Here is a 16,113-nt window from a genome sequence, read left to right as displayed (position 1 = left end):
GTCCGGACATGTTATTAAAACGACTGGAAATGAATGGTTTCAAATCATTTGCTGACAAGATGGTAATTGATTTTGTGCCGGGCACTACGGCAATTGTAGGGCCAAATGGGAGTGGGAAAAGTAATATTACCGAGGCGATTCGCTGGGTACTTGGTGAGCAGTCTGCCAAAAGCCTTCGCGGTGGTCGGATGGGTGATGTTATTTTTGCAGGAAGTGATACGCGTAAACCGATTAATTTTGCGGAAGTTTCTCTTGTTTTTGAGAACGAAGATCGGTTTTTACCGCTCGATTATAGTGAAGTATCGGTAACAAGACGGATTTTTCGTAACGGGGATAGTGATTATTTAATCAACAAACAATCGTGTCGCCTAAAAGATATTGTAGATTTGTTTATGGATTCAGGGCTCGGTCGCGAGTCGTTTTCGATTATTAGTCAAGGGAAAATTGATGAAATTCTAAATAGTAAGCCAGAGGAACGGCGGTCGATTTTTGAAGAAGCGGCGGGCGTGTTGAAATATAAACACCGCAAGAAGCAGGCGGAAAACAAGCTTTTCGAAACGGAAGAGAATTTGAACCGTGTGCAGGATATTTTATACGAATTAGAAGGGCAATTGGAGCCATTAGAAATTCAGGCGAGTGTAGCGAAAGACTATTTATTCCAACAGGAAGAGTTAGAGAAGTTTGAAGTGACCTTGCTCGTGGCAGAAATTGAAGCCTTCACAGAAAAAATCGCGATTCAAAAAGCTGATTTTGTGAAGAATGGTGAAATTTTAGCAGCGATGCAGGCAGAAATTAAGCAGGAAGAAACGCAAATCTATACGCAAAAAAAGCGACTGGCTGAGATCGATCAGCACATGGAGGAGACGCAAGCGGAACTCCTAGTCGTAACGGAGCGATTGGAACAGTTAGAAGGTCAGCGAAACGTCGCGCTAGAACGGAAAAAGCATAGCAACGAGAATGAGCAAGTGATGTATGAAAACCTACAACAATTGGAGACTAAAATCAGCGCTCAGGAATCTCAAAAAAGAGTGCTTTTGCAGGATAAACTCGAAAAGGAAACAGCACTTGAAGTGTTCCTCAAAGAAAAGAAGGCACTTGAGGCTAAGCTTGCAGAGTATAGTAATTTGTCCGAAGAAGCGATTGAAAACATGAAGAGCGATTATATCGAGCTGCGCCACACGCAAACGACGATGAAAAATGATATCGGTTATTTGGAGCGTCAATTATCGCAGATGCAAGGTCGTTCAGAGAAGTTGGATCATGAGAATCAGCAACATATCACGGATCGTAATGAGATCATTGCGAACGTAGAGCATTTAACAAAGCATTTGGAAGATATGCAAACGAAACTTGCTGAGCAGATGGCGCATTACCAGACGATTCAACAAGTGTTAACGAAACAAGAAGCGATGTTTGTGAAAGAAGAACGCGAGATGTATCGACAATATGAAGTGATCCAACAAGCAAAATCGCGTCAGGAAACACTGGCTGAATTAGCTGACGATTATGCCGGATTTTTCCAAGGTGTCCGCGAAGTTTTGAAGGCGAAGAAGAAACTCGATGGGATAATGGGCGCGTTTGTGGAGTTAGTTGAGATTCCGGAGCACTATCAGAAGGCGCTTGAGATCGCGCTTGGTGCGAACGCGCAGCATATTATTGTGCGGGATGACCAAGCCGCGCGCGATGCGATTCGGTATTTGAAAGAGACACGAGCTGGACGAGCAACATTTTTACCGCTCTCCACGATACAGCCGCGTCAATTGCCAACTGCGACGAAACATGCACTTGAGCAGCAACCAGCTTTTGTGGCGCTAGCAAGTGACGTGTTGACATACGATGCCCATATCGAGAATGTTATTTTGAACGCGCTTGGGACGACGATTTTGGCAAAAGATTTAAAAGGCGCGAATACGCTAGCCAAACTGGTCAATTTCCGCTATCGTGTCGTTACGCTGGATGGTGATGTGGTGAATGCGGGCGGTTCGATGACTGGTGGGGCTACGGCGCAAGGTAAATCATCGATCATGACGCGAAAACATGAGCTCGAAAATCTGAGCAAGACAATCGCGCAGATGACGCATTCCGTCGAAAAAACAGAGCAACAATTTACCGTGTTAAAAGAGGGCGTGAAAGAAAAACGAGAACAATTAGAAGAAGCCCGATCTGTTGGGGAATCGCTTCGTTTGCAAGAAACAGAACTTCTTGGTAAGAAAGAACGCGCGGAAGAACGTTTGGCGCTTGCTAATAAACAACTCCAAATTTATGATATGGAAAAAGAAGAAGGTGCCACAGAACAAGAGCAATTGACAGCTCGGAAAGAGAAATTGGAACAAGAATTAGCTGTGCTCGCGATGGAGATTATCGATAAAGACGAGCGTATTCAACAAATGGCTGAGCAAAGTAAGGCGCAGGAACACAACCGTGCCAGCGACCAAGAAGCTTATTCCACGCTGAAATCACGTGTAGCAGTTAGTCGGGAGCAACTCCAAACCGCAGAACAGGCCTTGGCGAAGCTTGAGCTAGACATGAGTGAACATTACCAAGAAAAAGAGGCGATCACCTCTAAACTCGCGATGTTACAAACGAATCTGGAAACGGTTCATACAAATACAGAAGAGCTAGCAGAAACGATCGAAAATACGCGGACTGAAAAGGAAGAGACAGCGGTGCGCCGCGATGAGCTTCGTGAACAGCGCTCCAAACTTCAAGAAAGCTTGGCAGAACAAGAAGAAGCTCTCCAACAAAAACACAATCAGGCGAGCTTCTACATGGAGCAAAAAACGGTGGCAGAAGTCAGTTTGAGCCGTTTGGATGCCGATGTAGATAACCGTTTGGAACGCCTATCAGAAGCTTATGTCCTAACATTTGAAGCTGCAAAAGCGCGCGCGATGGCAGACGTCGATATCGATAATGCGAGATCTAAAGTCCGTTTGCTAAAACGCTCCATGGATGAGTTAGGTGTGGTAAACATTGGCGCCATCGATGAATTTGAGCGGATTAAAGAACGTTTCGAATTTTTGAATGGGCAGCAAGAAGACCTGTTGGAAGCAAAATCGACGTTATTCCAAGTGATGGACGAGATGGATGAGGAGATGAAGAAGCGATTTGAGGCTTCCTTCACGGCGATTCAGACTGAATTTGCCATCGTTTTCCCAGAATTATTTGGCGGTGGCCAGGCGCGACTTATCCTGCAAAATCCAGACGAAGTTTTAACGACAGGTATTGATATCGAAGCGCAACCGCCTGGTAAAAAACTGCAAAACTTGAGTTTACTATCCGGTGGGGAACGTGCATTAACCGCGATTGCCTTACTGTTTGCGATCATTCGTGTTCGTCCAATGCCGTTCTGTATTTTGGATGAGGTTGAGGCCGCGCTTGATGAAGCCAACGTGACGCGCTTTAGTCGTTATTTGAAGAAATTTGAAACGAATATCCAGTTTATCGTTATTACCCACCGCAAAGGCACGATGGAAGAAGCCGACGTGTTATACGGCGTAACGATGCAAGAATCCGGTGTCTCCAAGCTTGTTTCCGTACGCTTGGAAGAAACCGCAGAATTAATCAAATAAGGAGTTGCAACCCCGATGACATTTTTCAAAAAAATAAAAGATAAATTAACGCAACAAACCGATGCCGTAACGGAGAAGTTTAAAGACGGCTTATCCAAAACCCGTGATAATTTCTCCGGGAAAATGAATGAGCTTGTGGCGCGATATCGTAAAGTGGATGAGGAATTTTTCGAAGAGTTAGAGGAAATCTTGATTCAGGCGGATGTCGGCTTTGAAACAGTGATGGAGCTGGTCGAGCAATTACGCGAAGAAGTGAAATTGCGCAACATTCAAGATCCGAAAGAAGTACAAGAAGTAATCGTCGAGAAATTAGTGGCGATTTATCATGGTGAGGAAGAAGAACTACCGGAGCTGAATATCCAAGCAGACGGCCTCACTGTCATCCTTTTCGTCGGCGTAAATGGCGTCGGTAAAACAACGACAATCGGAAAATTAGCGCACCATCTGAAATCGCAAGGGAAGAGCGTATTACTCGCAGCTGGCGATACATTCCGAGCAGGAGCGATTGACCAACTAGATGTTTGGGGCGAGCGCGTGGGTGTCGATGTCATCAAGCAAGCAGAAGGCAGTGATCCCGCGGCTGTGATGTTCGATGCGGTTCAAGCGGCTAAAGCGCGTCATGTCGACGTACTGCTTTGTGATACAGCTGGACGACTGCAAAATAAAGTAAACCTCATGAACGAGCTAGAAAAAGTGAAGCGAGTTATCACGCGTGAAGTACCAGATGCCCCGCATGAAGTTTTACTTGTATTGGACGCGACAACAGGGCAAAATGCATTCGTTCAAGCGAAGCAATTCAAAGAAGCAACCGATGTGAGCGGCCTTGTCTTAACGAAACTAGATGGAACGGCAAAAGGTGGTATCGTGATCGCGATTCGTAACGAGCTCCACATCCCCGTTAAATTTGTTGGTCTAGGCGAAAAAATGGATGACTTGCAAGCTTTCGATGCGAACGAATATGTATATGGCTTGTTTGCAGATGTGATTGATGGAGCAAAAGAATAAGAAAAAAACCGTCATGTCAAGGCGTTTCATAAACCTTGATATGGCGGTCTCTTGTTTAGTCCATTTTTTTGTAATGCAGCTCGACGAATTGCCCAAATGAGGTTGTATCTACAAGTTCGAGTCTGTCTAAATAGTCTCCTTCTTCAAATAAACGCTTTCCTTTTCCTAGTAAGACAGGCGTGATTTGAATCCACCATTCATCGATCAAATTTGCTTCTACGAGCGGTTTTAGTAAATTCCCACCGCCGACAATCCAGATGGATTTACCAGCAGATTCTTTTAACTCGTTGATAAATGTTACGGGATTTTCATGAATGGTCTGCACATCTTTGAATGCTGTGTTTTGGTCCCGTGTGAAAACAAAGACTTCTTGATCTGGGTAAAGTGGTTCGGCTTTTAGTAGCTTCAAAACCTCTTGGTATGTGACTCGCCCCATGATGACGGAGTCCACACTTTTGATGAAATTTTCGTAGGTTGTTTCTCCACCGGTGTCTGTTTCAAATAGCCAGGTTAGGCTGTTATTTTGGTCTGCTAGGTAACCATCTAAGCTTACAGCACCATAAAAAACGACTTTTCTCATGTTTTTTTCCTCCTTATTTGTTGGTATATGGACTATTATAGCAAGTGAGGCGTACACAGGCTATTTATGTGAGCCTGAAGCGTGGATTTAGTTTTGTGAGAATGCTTTGTTTTCACTGCGTTTTCCTAACAATTTTTGTGAGATCTGAACGGTTTTTTTCGTCTCGGATTGCTTGACATCACCTGTTTTTACACGTATTCTTATAGAGTATGAACAAACGCTAAGTTTGGAAAGGACGATGCACCATGTTTGAGAAAACAACGCGAATGAATTTTTTGATTGACATCTATGAATCGCTCTTAACGGAGAAGCAGAAGTCCTATGTTTCGCTTTACTATTTGGAAGATTTATCGCTTGGTGAGATCGCTGAGGAGTACGAGGTGAGCAGACAGGCGGTATATGATAATATTAAGCGAACGGAAGCCGTGCTCGAGAATTACGAGGACAAGCTTGGCGTTTTGAAGAAGTATCAGGAGCGTGAGGAGCTGATCGAACAATTGGAGCAGCATCTACAAGCCAATGAAATTTTAACCAGTGAAGTAGCAGGACTGCTTCAACAACTTAAAAATATGGATTAGGAGGCGGCGCGTATGGCATTTGAAGGATTAGCTGGCCGATTACAAGAAACGATGAACAAAATCCGTGGAAAAGGGAAAGTGAACGAAGCGGATGTTAAAGAAATGATGCGTGAAGTGCGGTTAGCGCTACTAGAAGCCGATGTTAACTTTAAAGTCGTAAAACAATTTATTAAAACGGTGAGCGATCGTGCTGTTGGTAGTGAGGTCATGAAGAGCTTAACGCCAGGGCAACAAGTTATCAAAATTGTACAAGAAGAACTGACAGCATTGATGGGTGGCGAGGAAAGTAAGATTGCTGTTGCCGATAAACCACCGACTGTCGTCATGATGGTAGGTCTTCAAGGGGCTGGTAAAACAACAACCACTGGGAAACTGGCGAACCTACTGCGCAAAAAATATAATCGCAAACCGCTTCTCGTTGCGGCAGATATTTATCGACCGGCTGCAATTAAGCAATTAGAAACGCTCGGTAATCAGTTAGACATGCCAGTGTTCTCTTTAGGGGATCAAGTAAGTCCTGTTGAGATTGCGAAACAAGCGATTGCGAAGGCGAAAGAGGATCATCTGGATTATGTTTTGATTGATACGGCAGGTCGTTTGCATATTGACACGGAGCTGATGGATGAGCTTGTTGCTGTGAAAGAAATAGCTAATCCATCGGAAATTCTACTCGTTGTCGATTCGATGACAGGGCAAGATGCGGTGAATGTCGCAGAAAGCTTTAACGCGCAACTGGATATCACAGGTGTCGTTCTAACGAAATTGGATGGGGATACTCGTGGTGGTGCAGCGCTTTCGATTCGTTCTGTCACACAAAAACCAATTAAATTTGTTGGTATGGGCGAGAAAATGGAGGCGTTAGAAAGTTTCCACCCAGACCGGATGGCATCGCGTATTTTAGGTATGGGAGATGTGTTATCGCTCATTGAGAAGGCGCAGGTTTCTGTGGATGAGGATAAGGCGCGTGAGTTAGAGCAGAAAGTAAAAGACATGTCGATGACGCTTGATGACTTCTTGGAACAATTGCAACAAGTACGCCAAATGGGACCGCTTGATGAACTATTAAAAATGATGCCTGGTGCTAACAAAATGAAGGGTTTAGATAGTATGCAAGTGGATGAAAAGCAACTGACACATATCGAAGCGATCATCAAATCCATGACAAAAGCAGAAAAAGATCATCCAGATATTATTAATGCCAATCGTCGTAAGCGTATTGCTAGAGGATCTGGACGCCCAATTCAAGAGGTAAATCGCCTGTTGAAACAATTTAATGAGATGAAAAAAATGATGAAACAGATGTCCGGCGGCGGTGGAAATGGAAAAGGCAAGAAAAAACGCGGCGGATTTGGCAATTTTAAAATGCCATTTTGATAAAAAAAGCACAAAAAAACATAGCGAAAAGCTATGTTTTTTTGTGCTTTTTTTTATTGTGATATATTTTACCAGTTATATAGACCTGTTTTTCGCGAAAAATGTTTGTAAAATAAAAAACAAGTAAGTCGTTGGGTTAAGGTGTTTAAAATACATACAAATTATTTTTATTGAAATTGTTAATTAAAGTGCATTTCAAAAGCGGGAGAAAGAGCCTAAATAAATAAAAATTTCTAGGAAATACTTTAAAATGTATTTACTTTATATTTTTTGGTATAAATTATTTTTTCTTGGGTATATTAACTTCAAGTGTCATAGTGGTAGTATATATTGTTTGCTACATATTTTGATATCAATCTATTTTTAACATATAGGTTAAAGTAATTATTTTAAAAATAGAAAAATAGGATAATAAATTTATTGTTTTTCTATTTTTAAGAAAGTAGGTGATAACAGAAAATTATATATATTAGTAATTGAAAGGTTGTGTCGGGTTAGCTTTAGGATTGGTACGAAACTTGTTGATATTAATTCAGCTCGGTTTAGGCCGAAGCTTGAGGGGGAAATAATAATGGGAAAACAACAGGTGGATTATAAGCGCAGAATGAGTAGTAAGTATAATCAAAAGGCGAAAATGTTAGCGACTCTTTTTACGGCGGCGACGATTGTTTCCGCGCCAGTATCGATTCATTATAGCGCTCTAGAACGGGGATTAGAGTTAAATGGTGTTTCGGTGGATGCGGCATCTGTTAGTTTGTTGAATTCAGCGAACTTGAATGCCAGTTATTCAGGAGGAAAATTAATTTTAACGATTACTGGAAATCAATTGTTGAATATAGGGATTGGGAAGCATTACTATCCATATTTCAAATTGCCAGATGAATTGAAACCTATTTTATCCAATTCTGCAATAAGGGCTAACACCACAATTGCTTATAGTATTCCATACTTACAAGGTTTTTCGACAAATCATAATACGGGAAGTGTTACGGGCAGTGCTTTGAAAATTAATCCAACAAGTGGGACGGTTGGAGCAGACATATCTAATGGATTGCGTCTTTCGGTTGGTGGAGCAACGGTGTTTACGCTGACAATTGATTTGTTAGCTTTAGGAACAGTTGCATTACCAGCTGGTATCGATGACAATGACTTGGATTTCTTTGCGCGTGTTGGGGATGGATTATTGGATATTGATTTGTTGGGAACTAATTCTGCTTCGGCGTTTATTGTTTCGATGGATGATGATGATGCGGATGCTGACGCCGATGCGGATGCGGATGCCGATGCCGATGCGGATGCGGATGCGGATGCTGACGCCGATGCGGATGCGGATGCGGATGCGGATGCGGATGCTGATGCGGATGCCGATGCGGATGCGGAGGCGGAAGCTGATGCGGATGCTGACGCCGATGCGGATGCTGACGCCGACGCTGATGCGGATGCTGACGCTGATGCGGATGCGGATGCGGATGCTGACGCGGATGCGGATGCTGATGCCGACGCTGATGCCGACGCTGATGCCGACGCTGATGCTGACGCCGATGCGGATGCTGACGCTGATGCGGATGCTGACGCCGACGCTGATTCCGATTCTGACGGGGATGGTGGTTGGATTACTTTCGCAGTTGATAGACCTTTGTTTAACCCAGTCCATGTAGGGGATACTATCATAAGCGGCGATAGTGGATATGATAGCGCTAGCCCTGTTAGTGATTTGGTTCAACGGGCGCAAGCGATTGCTAAAACATTGCCATCAGGGACTACTTTGAAATTGATATTGCAATTGCCGGATGGAACGATTATTGGAAATATTGTTTTAAATGCAGATGGAACTTATTCTGCTAATATTACGGGCCATACGCTAGCTGTTGATGATATCATTACAGCCTATCTAATCGCTCAACATGGTGAGGATACAAAAATAGGAGCCGTTGCTTCTACTACGGTTCTCCCAGCTATTGACGAAACGGATGCCGACGCTGATTCGGATGCAGATTCTGATTCGGACGCCGATGCCGATGCCGACTCGGATTCCGATGGGGACAACGATCCTACAGTGCCAACGAATACTGGAACTGGTGGAACAGGCTCTGGAACAGGAACGGGTACAACAATGGGGACAGGAACCACATCCACTGGTTCAGTCATTGTTCCTATTAGCACTGGTGGAACGGGGACTACAACGGGTACCACAATGAGTGGCACGACCGCAGGATCGGAACTACCTTCAACTGGTGATGAAGACTCCGCAGCTGCGCAATGGTTCGGCGGCGGTCTACTACTACTTGCTGGAGGATTCTTACTGAAACTATTCCGTAGAAGACCACAAGAATAATTAAGGATATAAAAAATGACCTCTCTGCTTTTTCGGAGTAGAGAGGCCATTATTTAAAAAGGAGTGGGGAAAATGCTAAGTTTAGAAGCTGTTTCAATGATAAAAACACAAGTGGAAATGAAAGGCAAACAAGAAAACACGAGTAATTGGAAAGGAGAATGGAAAGTCTTTCTTTCGCTAGGTTTTGAAAAGAAGCGTGCGACTGTGCTAAATTATAGCCATGTTTCGCTTGATTATATTTTTAAACAAATTCATAAAAAGCTCCAAAATGAAACGGAAGATAGAGCGTTTAAAATTGATGTCGCTTACCAGTTCGAAACAGTTCTTTTCTCAGAATGGAATAAATTAGCTTTACATACAAGGAAAAACTATTATCGCAAAGGAATTTCTTTTGACAAAGGTTTCTATACAGCCTTACTGGAGCAAGAGGTTAATGGAAATGCAATGATACAGCCGAAAGATGAAGGTGTGGCGCTTAATTTAGAGAACTTGAATCGCTACCTAGTTCAAGCCAATAAGGTGCATGGGAAACTTCAAATAGAGGCGAATTCAGAGCTAATTATTTTTGATACGTTTGGTTATTATTTTGATGGTGAGGTTGTGTTGGAGCTTCATAGCGGGGGTTTGAACAATGGTAGGAGACGAAGCGAGTTAACCTCAACGGATATTGAGGGAATCATCCATGGTGCGGGCGCTTATTTGGCAAATCAAGTAGGTGCTGACGGCGAATTTGTTTATGGCTATTTTGCTTGTTTTGATAAGAAAATTAAGCATTACAATAGTCTGCGCCACGCGAGCTCTACCTATTCGATGATAGAATCTTATGAGGTGTCTAGAGACGAGGCGATTCTTGTAGCTGCGAAAAAAGCATTGCGATTCTTAGCTATTGACTTGATTCGTGAACAGGGAGACCGGGCGTATGTTATCGAACAAGATACGAATGAAATAAAATTAGGTGCGAACGCTGCGGCTATTTTGGCATTTTCAAAATATATGCAAGTGACGCAAGACATGGCCTATTTACCACTTTGCCAAAGTTTAGCGCGTGCGATTTGTGATCAACAGCAAGAGGATGGGCAGTTTATCCATGTTTTAGAATATCCTACACTTGCTGTAAAAGACCCATTCCGTATTATTTACTACGACGGTGAGGCTGTATTAGCGATCTTGAGGTTGTACGCCATGGACCCTGATGCAACATGGCTAAATATGGCGAAAAAAGCGTTCGACTACTTCATCGCCAAAGAGTATTGGAAAAATCACGATCATTGGTTAAGTTACTGTACGAACGAAATTACAAAATATTTGCCGGAAGATCGTTACTTTGAATTTGGTTTAAAGAATGCGTTTGGCCGACTGGATTTTATTTACCATCGTGAAACAGCATTTCCGACATTCCTTGAGCTAACCGTTGCAACCCATGATATGTGTGAACGCATTGAGGCGGCGGATAAAGGGTATCTATTGCAAGAATTTGATCGCGAAAAACTAGACAAAACGATTGAGAAACGTGCAGACTTCCAATTAAATGGTTTGTTTTATCCAGAGCTTGCGATGTATTATAAAAACCCTGCTAAAATTGTGAATAGTTTCTTCATTCGGCACCATTCTTTTCGGATTCGTATTGATGATGTCGAACATAATATTTCAGGTTATTGCCGCTATTTAAATAGGATAACAGCCCATTCTCCCGAAGAAATAAAAGAAAAAATGCAGCTGTAAAGAAAAAACACTTTACAAACAAATCCTTTACTGGTAATATATATACTTGTGTAAGACTTTATGGAGGTGTATATATAAATGGCAGTTAAAATTCGTTTAAAACGTATGGGTTCTAACAAGAAACCTTTCTACCGTATTCAAGTTGCAGATTCTCGTTCTCCTCGTGATGGCCGTTCAATCGAAACAGTGGGTACATACAATCCACTTTTGAACCCAGCAGAAGTGAAAATCGACGAAGAAGCAGTTTTAAAATGGTTGCATAATGGTGCGAAACCTTCTGACACAGTTCGTAACTTGTTGTCAAAAGAAGGCATTATGGAGAAATTCCATAATTCAAAACTAGGTAAATAATAGGGATTATGGCTATGGAAGATTTAATTCTAACCATCGTAAAGCCTCTTGTTGATCATCAAGATGACGTTGTTATCTCGGTGGAAGAGAGCGCTACAAGCCTTCTTTATAAGTTATCAGTAAATAAAGATGATATGGGCCGTGTGATAGGCAAGCAAGGACGGATCGCGAAATCGATTCGGACGCTTGTCTATGCCACGGGAAACCGTAACGAGAAGAAAGTTCGACTCGAAATCATTGAATAACCACTCCACGTCAAACGTGCGGTGGTTTTTTTACTTTGGCTCTTAGAGTAATGCTTGCCCAGTTTTTGTTGATGCTAACGGGCGTGTTCCATTTTTCGTATAGCGTTCCCCCTAAAACCCTGTTACAATAGAAGAAACGAGCCACGGATAAAGGGGTGTTCCTGATGAAAATTATCCAAAAAGTGACTGTCAAGCAGGTACTAACAGAGAAAAGCAAACAGAAATTGTTACAATTCTACTTAGAACAACGACAACAACTGCAAAAGGAAAGCGATCAACTTCATTTTGAACAAAAGAAAATGGAGCGTAAAAATAAATTTAACCAAGAATCAGTGAATGATTACTTTGGACGAGAAATTGAAATGCGTCAAGAAAAGGTCAAATTGATTGAATTTCAATTGGAACAACTAGATATTTTGCCGCTGGGGAGTGAAATCAAAGAACGTGACTTAGAAGCTATTCTCGATGTTTCAGTGGGCGATGCTTGGGATGATACTATTTTTGCCAAAACGATCGTAATACAAGATGATATAATAATAGAAATACGCTAGAGGTGAAAGCATGGAGCAAATGTTTAATGTAGGGAAAATAGTCAATACACACGGTTTAATGGGAGAAGTACGCGTTATCTCGCAGACAGATTTCGCGGATGAGCGATTTGTACCAGGAAATGAATTGTTTTTATTCGCAAAAAATAGCAAAAAACCGGAGAAACTAGTCATAAAAACGCATCGGAAGCACAAAAATTTCGATTTGCTGACTTTTGAAGATATTATTGGTATTAACAATGTAGAGCGTATGCGAGAGGGCATGCTCAAGGTGCCGAAATCCCAGCTTGGTGACCTCGAAGAAAATGAATTTTATTTTCATGAAATCATTGGTTGCGAAGTTTATACCGACGAAGGAGAGCTACTCGGAACTATTAGTGAAATCTTGACGCCAGGCGCAAATGATGTCTGGGTTGTTCAAATGAAGGGGCAAAAAGACAAGCTTATTCCATATATCGCAGACGTGGTGCAATCGGTCAACGTAAACGATAAAAAAATCACGATTTCTGTCATGGAAGGACTGTTTGACTAGATGAAAATGGATGTTTTGTCGATTTTTCCAACGATGTTTGACGGTATGACTGGAAACTCGATTATAAAAAAAACGATTGAAAAAGGCCTCGTCGATGTTTCTATTATCGACTTTCGGGAATATGCAGAAGGGAAGCATCAAACCGTGGATGACTATCCCTATGGCGGCGGCGCGGGTATGCTATTAAAAGCGCAACCGATTTTCTCAGCGGTAGAGGCATTGCGGGAAAGATCGCCTGATACGAAACCACGGGTTGTTTTGATGGATCCTGCTGGCAAACGATTCGATCAGAAACTTGCGGAAGAATTTGCACAAGAGGAGCATCTCATCTTTATTTGTGGGCATTACGAAGGCTATGATGAGCGAATTCGCGAATTTTTAGTAACGGATGAGGTGTCGATTGGGGATTATATATTAACTGGCGGTGAAATTGGGGCAATGGCGATGATGGATAGTGTTATCCGGTTGCTTCCTGGCGCGCTAGGTAATGCTGATTCTGCTGTAACAGATTCATTTTCAACGGGGCTACTCGAACATCCACACTACACACGCCCAGCGCAGTTTCGGGATATGGAAGTTCCAGAGGTGCTTTTAAATGGGAATCATAAGCTCATTGAAGAATGGCGAGAGCGCGAATCGTTGCGCCGCACATGGGAACGCAGGCCGGACTTGCTTCAGAATTATAAGCTGACGGAGCAACAGCAAAAATGGTTAGATGAGATACAAAAAGGAGTGGACTAAAACATGGGAATTTTTAAAAATGAAGCGGATGAGAATCGGGATGATGTGTTGGATCGCAATGTGGAATCGGTGCTCGTGTCAACTGGCCCAACAGCTGTAAATCACGATGTCGTAAAAGTGGTTTTTGTTCGTAATTATGTGCAAGTAGAGCCAAAAGCTGGCTGGTCAGCAACATCTGATTTTTCAGGGCTTGTTCGCGGTTTGCAGGAACAGGCACACGAACTTGGTGGAGACGCTGTGTTGAACTGCCATTTCGATGAACAATTTATCCGTGAAGAAGACGGCAAACTGTTGCTAAGTCAGGTAGGCTACGGCACGGTTGTTATGACAAAAATAACGAGATTTTAAAATAGCGTAACAAAACAACTCGGCGACAAATGCTTGTTACCGAGTTGTTTTTATTAGGAATGCAATCGTTTTTTTGCTCGTTCTACTACCTTTTCGAGTAGTCGCATCGGTTCAGGAATCATTCTTCCGTGGCCAACCGCTAAAATTTTAGGTTGATGGCGCATTATTTTTTCGGTGGAAGCAATCCCTGTTTCTAAATCCCACGTTCCCATCGTTGGAAAAGGGAATAGCGGGCGCGTGTCACCGGCTATGGCGAGTCCGCCTTGTGTTTGCAGTAAATCGCCAACAATTATCGCTTGTGTGCGGTTATCGAAAAAGGAGATGGAACCTGGCGTGTGACCAGGTGTCTCAATGACAGATAAGGAGCCAACCATATCACCTTCCTGGATGGTTTTATCGACTTTAACGGGAAATGTTTTTGGGTAGGAGCCTTTTATCGGTTTTTGCGCCTCAAAAGCGCGAGGTGTAGGGTCTTTCAAAAGCTGTAATTCGCGTGCAGAAATCATGACGAGAGCCTCGGGATGCGCCTCCGTGACATTTTTAAGTGCGCCGATATGATCGCCATGCGCATGCGTTAAAATAATGTGGCGTAGCGGCAAACCAATTGCTGCGATATTCTGCAAAATCTTGCTACTGCTCATTGGTAAACCAGCATCGACTAGCGTTAAGCTATCACCATCTGTAACGAGATAACAATTTACAGGAAATAACAACGGTAGCGTCGTTAACTGGGTGAGAAAATTTTGTTTGACGATTCGCATGCATCGAACACTTCCTTTCTACTTGTAAGAAATATATACCCGTTTCTAGAGGTTATCATACCATATTTTAGCCATCAAGAAAAAAACCTTTACACACTATAGAAAATATGATAGATTAGATTAGTAACTGGACAGATCCAGTTTTATAACGATGTTCCGCTTCATTACATATGTTGAATGAAAGAATGTCTGTTGGAAGGAGATGAAGTGTAATGAATTTGTTAATCAATGAAATTACTAAAAGTCAATTAAATCCAGACGTGCCTAGCTTCCGTCCTGGTGATACTGTTCGCCTTCACGTGAAGGTTGTCGAGGGAACTCGCGAACGTATTCAGCTTTTTGAAGGTGTTGTAATCAAACGCCGTGGAGCAGGAATCAGCGAAACTTTCACAGTTCGTAAAATCTCTTATAGTGTTGGCGTTGAGCGTACATTCCCTGTACACACACCGCGTATCGCTAAATTAGAAGTATTACGTCGTGGTAAAGTACGTCGTGCGAAATTGTATTACCTACGTGACCTGCGTGGTAAAGCAGCTCGTATTAAAGAAATTCGTTAATTATAAAAGGACGGTCGGCATCGCGCTGATCGTCTTTTTATGTATCGCTTGCAAAAAAAGAGTCAATCGCGTATTCTGATACTATCAAATAATGGAAGGAAGTTAAAATAATGAAAAAGCTCATTCCTTATTTAACAACGGATCACTGTAAAGAAGCAGTAGACTATTATCACGCCATTTTGGGAGGGGAAATTAAAAACTTCCAAATGTCGGATGGCATTCCCGGTTTTGAACAATATCCTAACAAAGTCCTCCACGCAGAAATCGTCATTAACGAAAATTTGACACTCTATCTCAATGATATTTTCCAAACGCCAGTCACAGAAGGAAATAGCGTCATATTAGGTCTAGAATTCGAGTCAGAAGAGGAAATCACCAACATCTACACAGCGCTCGCCGAAGAAGGCACGATCGAAATGGAACTCCAAGAAGCTTTCTGGGGTGCCGTACACGCGAAAGTTGTCGATAAATTTGGATTTAGTTGGGAACTGAATTGGGAAAAATGATGGATAGCGAAAAATTAACGCTCACCGGTCACAACAGCCACATCACCGTTGAAAACCAGTCAGGTCAACACTTCCAATTAAATGGCGAACTCGTCCGTGGAGGCTTCATCGCAGACCGAGCATCCATCAAAAACTGGTACAAAGCGGACGAAATCACACCAATTTCCCAGCTCGAAAAAGACGAAATCATGGCGCAAATCATGCAACAAACGATCCACAGCCCCTTCAAAATCCTATTCGCCGAGCCGGGAATTTGAAAAAGTTTCAGAAAGTCCTTGAAAAGCAGATCAAACTTTGATATGATAAATCTCGTAGTCGAATGAGTAGGTGATTTGACATATGCAGTCTAGCCGTGGTACAA

General features: G+C 42.6%; 17 protein-coding genes and 1 pseudogene. 16 read left to right on the top strand and 2 right to left on the bottom strand.

What is annotated here, in order from left to right:
• The first annotated feature begins 8 nt into the window (after nucleotides 1-8).
• Both smc and ftsY read left to right on the top strand, forming a co-directional pair.
• Complete coding sequence (gene smc, locus HCJ54_RS03865; protein ID WP_187136701.1) at nucleotides 9-3,569, top strand: chromosome segregation protein SMC; 3,561 nt, start codon at nucleotides 9-11, stop codon at nucleotides 3,567-3,569.
• Between the two features lie 15 nt (nucleotides 3,570-3,584).
• A complete protein-coding gene (gene ftsY, locus HCJ54_RS03860) occupies nucleotides 3,585-4,574 on the top strand; it encodes a signal recognition particle-docking protein FtsY (RefSeq protein ID WP_185408836.1) in 990 nt (329 codons plus the stop codon).
• A gap of 55 nt (nucleotides 4,575-4,629) precedes the next feature.
• On the opposite strand, the gene HCJ54_RS03855 is transcribed toward ftsY, so the two are convergent.
• On the bottom strand, nucleotides 4,630-5,154 hold the full coding sequence (locus HCJ54_RS03855; RefSeq protein WP_187136700.1) for a dihydrofolate reductase family protein: 525 nt from the start codon (nucleotides 5,152-5,154) through the stop codon (nucleotides 4,630-4,632).
• A gap of 245 nt (nucleotides 5,155-5,399) precedes the next feature.
• Between HCJ54_RS03855 and HCJ54_RS03850 the strand changes: the two genes are divergently transcribed.
• The 11 genes and pseudogenes from HCJ54_RS03850 (at nucleotide 5,400) to HCJ54_RS03805 (ending at nucleotide 13,928) form a co-directional block, all read left to right on the top strand.
• Nucleotides 5,400-5,732 (top strand): putative DNA-binding protein, encoded by a 333-nt coding sequence (locus HCJ54_RS03850; RefSeq protein WP_185408834.1) that lies wholly within the window; start codon nucleotides 5,400-5,402, stop codon nucleotides 5,730-5,732.
• A gap of 12 nt (nucleotides 5,733-5,744) precedes the next feature.
• Nucleotides 5,745-7,106 carry a signal recognition particle protein gene (ffh, locus tag HCJ54_RS03845; protein WP_187136699.1) on the top strand — a complete coding sequence of 454 codons (1,362 nt, stop codon included), beginning with the start codon at nucleotides 5,745-5,747 and terminating at the stop codon, nucleotides 7,104-7,106.
• A gap of 568 nt (nucleotides 7,107-7,674) precedes the next feature.
• Nucleotides 7,675-8,709, top strand: a pseudogene (locus HCJ54_RS15650) (Lmo1799 family Asp-Ala repeat surface protein); the annotation flags it as partial.
• Between the two features lie 510 nt (nucleotides 8,710-9,219).
• A complete protein-coding gene (locus tag HCJ54_RS15645; RefSeq protein ID WP_425324789.1) occupies nucleotides 9,220-9,441 on the top strand; it encodes an LPXTG cell wall anchor domain-containing protein in 222 nt (73 codons plus the stop codon).
• A gap of 72 nt (nucleotides 9,442-9,513) precedes the next feature.
• Nucleotides 9,514-11,163: a poly(glycerol-phosphate) alpha-glucosyltransferase gene (locus HCJ54_RS03835; RefSeq protein WP_187136698.1), complete on the top strand. Its 1,650-nt coding sequence runs from the start codon at nucleotides 9,514-9,516 to the stop codon at nucleotides 11,161-11,163.
• A gap of 78 nt (nucleotides 11,164-11,241) precedes the next feature.
• Nucleotides 11,242-11,514, top strand: a complete 273-nt coding sequence (gene rpsP / locus HCJ54_RS03830) for a 30S ribosomal protein S16 (protein ID WP_036062095.1) — start codon at nucleotides 11,242-11,244, stop codon at nucleotides 11,512-11,514.
• 14 nt (nucleotides 11,515-11,528) lie between these two features.
• A complete protein-coding gene (locus tag HCJ54_RS03825) occupies nucleotides 11,529-11,759 on the top strand; it encodes a KH domain-containing protein (RefSeq protein ID WP_036064617.1) in 231 nt (76 codons plus the stop codon).
• 164 nt (nucleotides 11,760-11,923) lie between these two features.
• Complete coding sequence (locus tag HCJ54_RS03820; RefSeq protein ID WP_187136697.1) at nucleotides 11,924-12,310, top strand: YlqD family protein; 387 nt, start codon at nucleotides 11,924-11,926, stop codon at nucleotides 12,308-12,310.
• 10 nt (nucleotides 12,311-12,320) lie between these two features.
• Entirely contained in the window at nucleotides 12,321-12,839 is a 519-nt protein-coding gene (gene rimM, locus HCJ54_RS03815) for a ribosome maturation factor RimM (protein WP_187136696.1), read from the top strand.
• A complete protein-coding gene (trmD, locus tag HCJ54_RS03810; protein WP_036064623.1) occupies nucleotides 12,840-13,580 on the top strand; it encodes a tRNA (guanosine(37)-N1)-methyltransferase TrmD in 741 nt (246 codons plus the stop codon).
• Between the two features lie 3 nt (nucleotides 13,581-13,583).
• On the top strand, nucleotides 13,584-13,928 hold the full coding sequence (locus HCJ54_RS03805; RefSeq protein ID WP_036064625.1) for a hypothetical protein: 345 nt from the start codon (nucleotides 13,584-13,586) through the stop codon (nucleotides 13,926-13,928).
• Between the two features lie 53 nt (nucleotides 13,929-13,981).
• Here HCJ54_RS03805 and HCJ54_RS03800 read toward each other — a convergent pair whose 3' ends face one another.
• Complete coding sequence (locus HCJ54_RS03800) at nucleotides 13,982-14,689, bottom strand: MBL fold metallo-hydrolase (protein ID WP_187136695.1); 708 nt, start codon at nucleotides 14,687-14,689, stop codon at nucleotides 13,982-13,984.
• Between the two features lie 212 nt (nucleotides 14,690-14,901).
• On the opposite strand from HCJ54_RS03800, the gene rplS reads away from it, so the two are divergent.
• The 3 genes from rplS to HCJ54_RS03785 all read left to right on the top strand — a co-directional run bounded on the left by rplS (nucleotide 14,902) and on the right by HCJ54_RS03785 (nucleotide 16,009).
• Entirely contained in the window at nucleotides 14,902-15,246 is a 345-nt protein-coding gene (rplS, locus tag HCJ54_RS03795) for a 50S ribosomal protein L19 (protein WP_036064629.1), read from the top strand.
• Nucleotides 15,247-15,356: 110 nt separating this feature from the next.
• Nucleotides 15,357-15,752, top strand: a complete 396-nt coding sequence (locus HCJ54_RS03790) for a VOC family protein (protein WP_187136694.1) — start codon at nucleotides 15,357-15,359, stop codon at nucleotides 15,750-15,752.
• Complete coding sequence (locus tag HCJ54_RS03785) at nucleotides 15,740-16,009, top strand: hypothetical protein (RefSeq protein WP_187136693.1); 270 nt, start codon at nucleotides 15,740-15,742, stop codon at nucleotides 16,007-16,009. Before HCJ54_RS03790 ends, HCJ54_RS03785 begins: the two co-directional genes overlap by 13 nt.
• Nucleotides 16,010-16,113: the final 104 nt, after the last annotated feature.

The organism is Listeria grandensis (assembly GCF_014322885.1).
Lineage (GTDB): Bacteria > Bacillota > Bacilli > Lactobacillales > Listeriaceae > Listeria_A > Listeria_A grandensis.
The sequence above is the reverse complement of the archived record's forward strand: the minus strand, read 5'-3'. Positions and strand labels throughout refer to the sequence as shown.

What these genes read in the sequence shown, in the direction of transcription:
- smc (WP_187136701.1), top strand. Translation starts at nt 9, where the DNA reads ATGTTATTAAAACGACTGGAAATGAATGGTTTCAAATCATTTGCTGAC.
- ftsY (WP_185408836.1), top strand. Translation starts at nt 3,585, where the DNA reads ATGACATTTTTCAAAAAAATAAAAGATAAATTAACGCAACAAACCGAT.
- HCJ54_RS03855 (WP_187136700.1), bottom strand. Translation starts at nt 5,154, where the DNA reads ATGAGAAAAGTCGTTTTTTATGGTGCTGTAAGCTTAGATGGTTACCTA.
- HCJ54_RS03850 (WP_185408834.1), top strand. Translation starts at nt 5,400, where the DNA reads ATGTTTGAGAAAACAACGCGAATGAATTTTTTGATTGACATCTATGAA.
- ffh (WP_187136699.1), top strand. Translation starts at nt 5,745, where the DNA reads ATGGCATTTGAAGGATTAGCTGGCCGATTACAAGAAACGATGAACAAA.
- HCJ54_RS15645 (WP_425324789.1), top strand. Translation starts at nt 9,220, where the DNA reads ATGGGGACAGGAACCACATCCACTGGTTCAGTCATTGTTCCTATTAGC.
- HCJ54_RS03835 (WP_187136698.1), top strand. Translation starts at nt 9,514, where the DNA reads ATGCTAAGTTTAGAAGCTGTTTCAATGATAAAAACACAAGTGGAAATG.
- rpsP (WP_036062095.1), top strand. Translation starts at nt 11,242, where the DNA reads ATGGCAGTTAAAATTCGTTTAAAACGTATGGGTTCTAACAAGAAACCT.
- HCJ54_RS03825 (WP_036064617.1), top strand. Translation starts at nt 11,529, where the DNA reads ATGGAAGATTTAATTCTAACCATCGTAAAGCCTCTTGTTGATCATCAA.
- HCJ54_RS03820 (WP_187136697.1), top strand. Translation starts at nt 11,924, where the DNA reads ATGAAAATTATCCAAAAAGTGACTGTCAAGCAGGTACTAACAGAGAAA.
- rimM (WP_187136696.1), top strand. Translation starts at nt 12,321, where the DNA reads ATGGAGCAAATGTTTAATGTAGGGAAAATAGTCAATACACACGGTTTA.
- trmD (WP_036064623.1), top strand. Translation starts at nt 12,840, where the DNA reads ATGAAAATGGATGTTTTGTCGATTTTTCCAACGATGTTTGACGGTATG.
- HCJ54_RS03805 (WP_036064625.1), top strand. Translation starts at nt 13,584, where the DNA reads ATGGGAATTTTTAAAAATGAAGCGGATGAGAATCGGGATGATGTGTTG.
- HCJ54_RS03800 (WP_187136695.1), bottom strand. Translation starts at nt 14,689, where the DNA reads ATGCGAATCGTCAAACAAAATTTTCTCACCCAGTTAACGACGCTACCG.
- rplS (WP_036064629.1), top strand. Translation starts at nt 14,902, where the DNA reads ATGAATTTGTTAATCAATGAAATTACTAAAAGTCAATTAAATCCAGAC.
- HCJ54_RS03790 (WP_187136694.1), top strand. Translation starts at nt 15,357, where the DNA reads ATGAAAAAGCTCATTCCTTATTTAACAACGGATCACTGTAAAGAAGCA.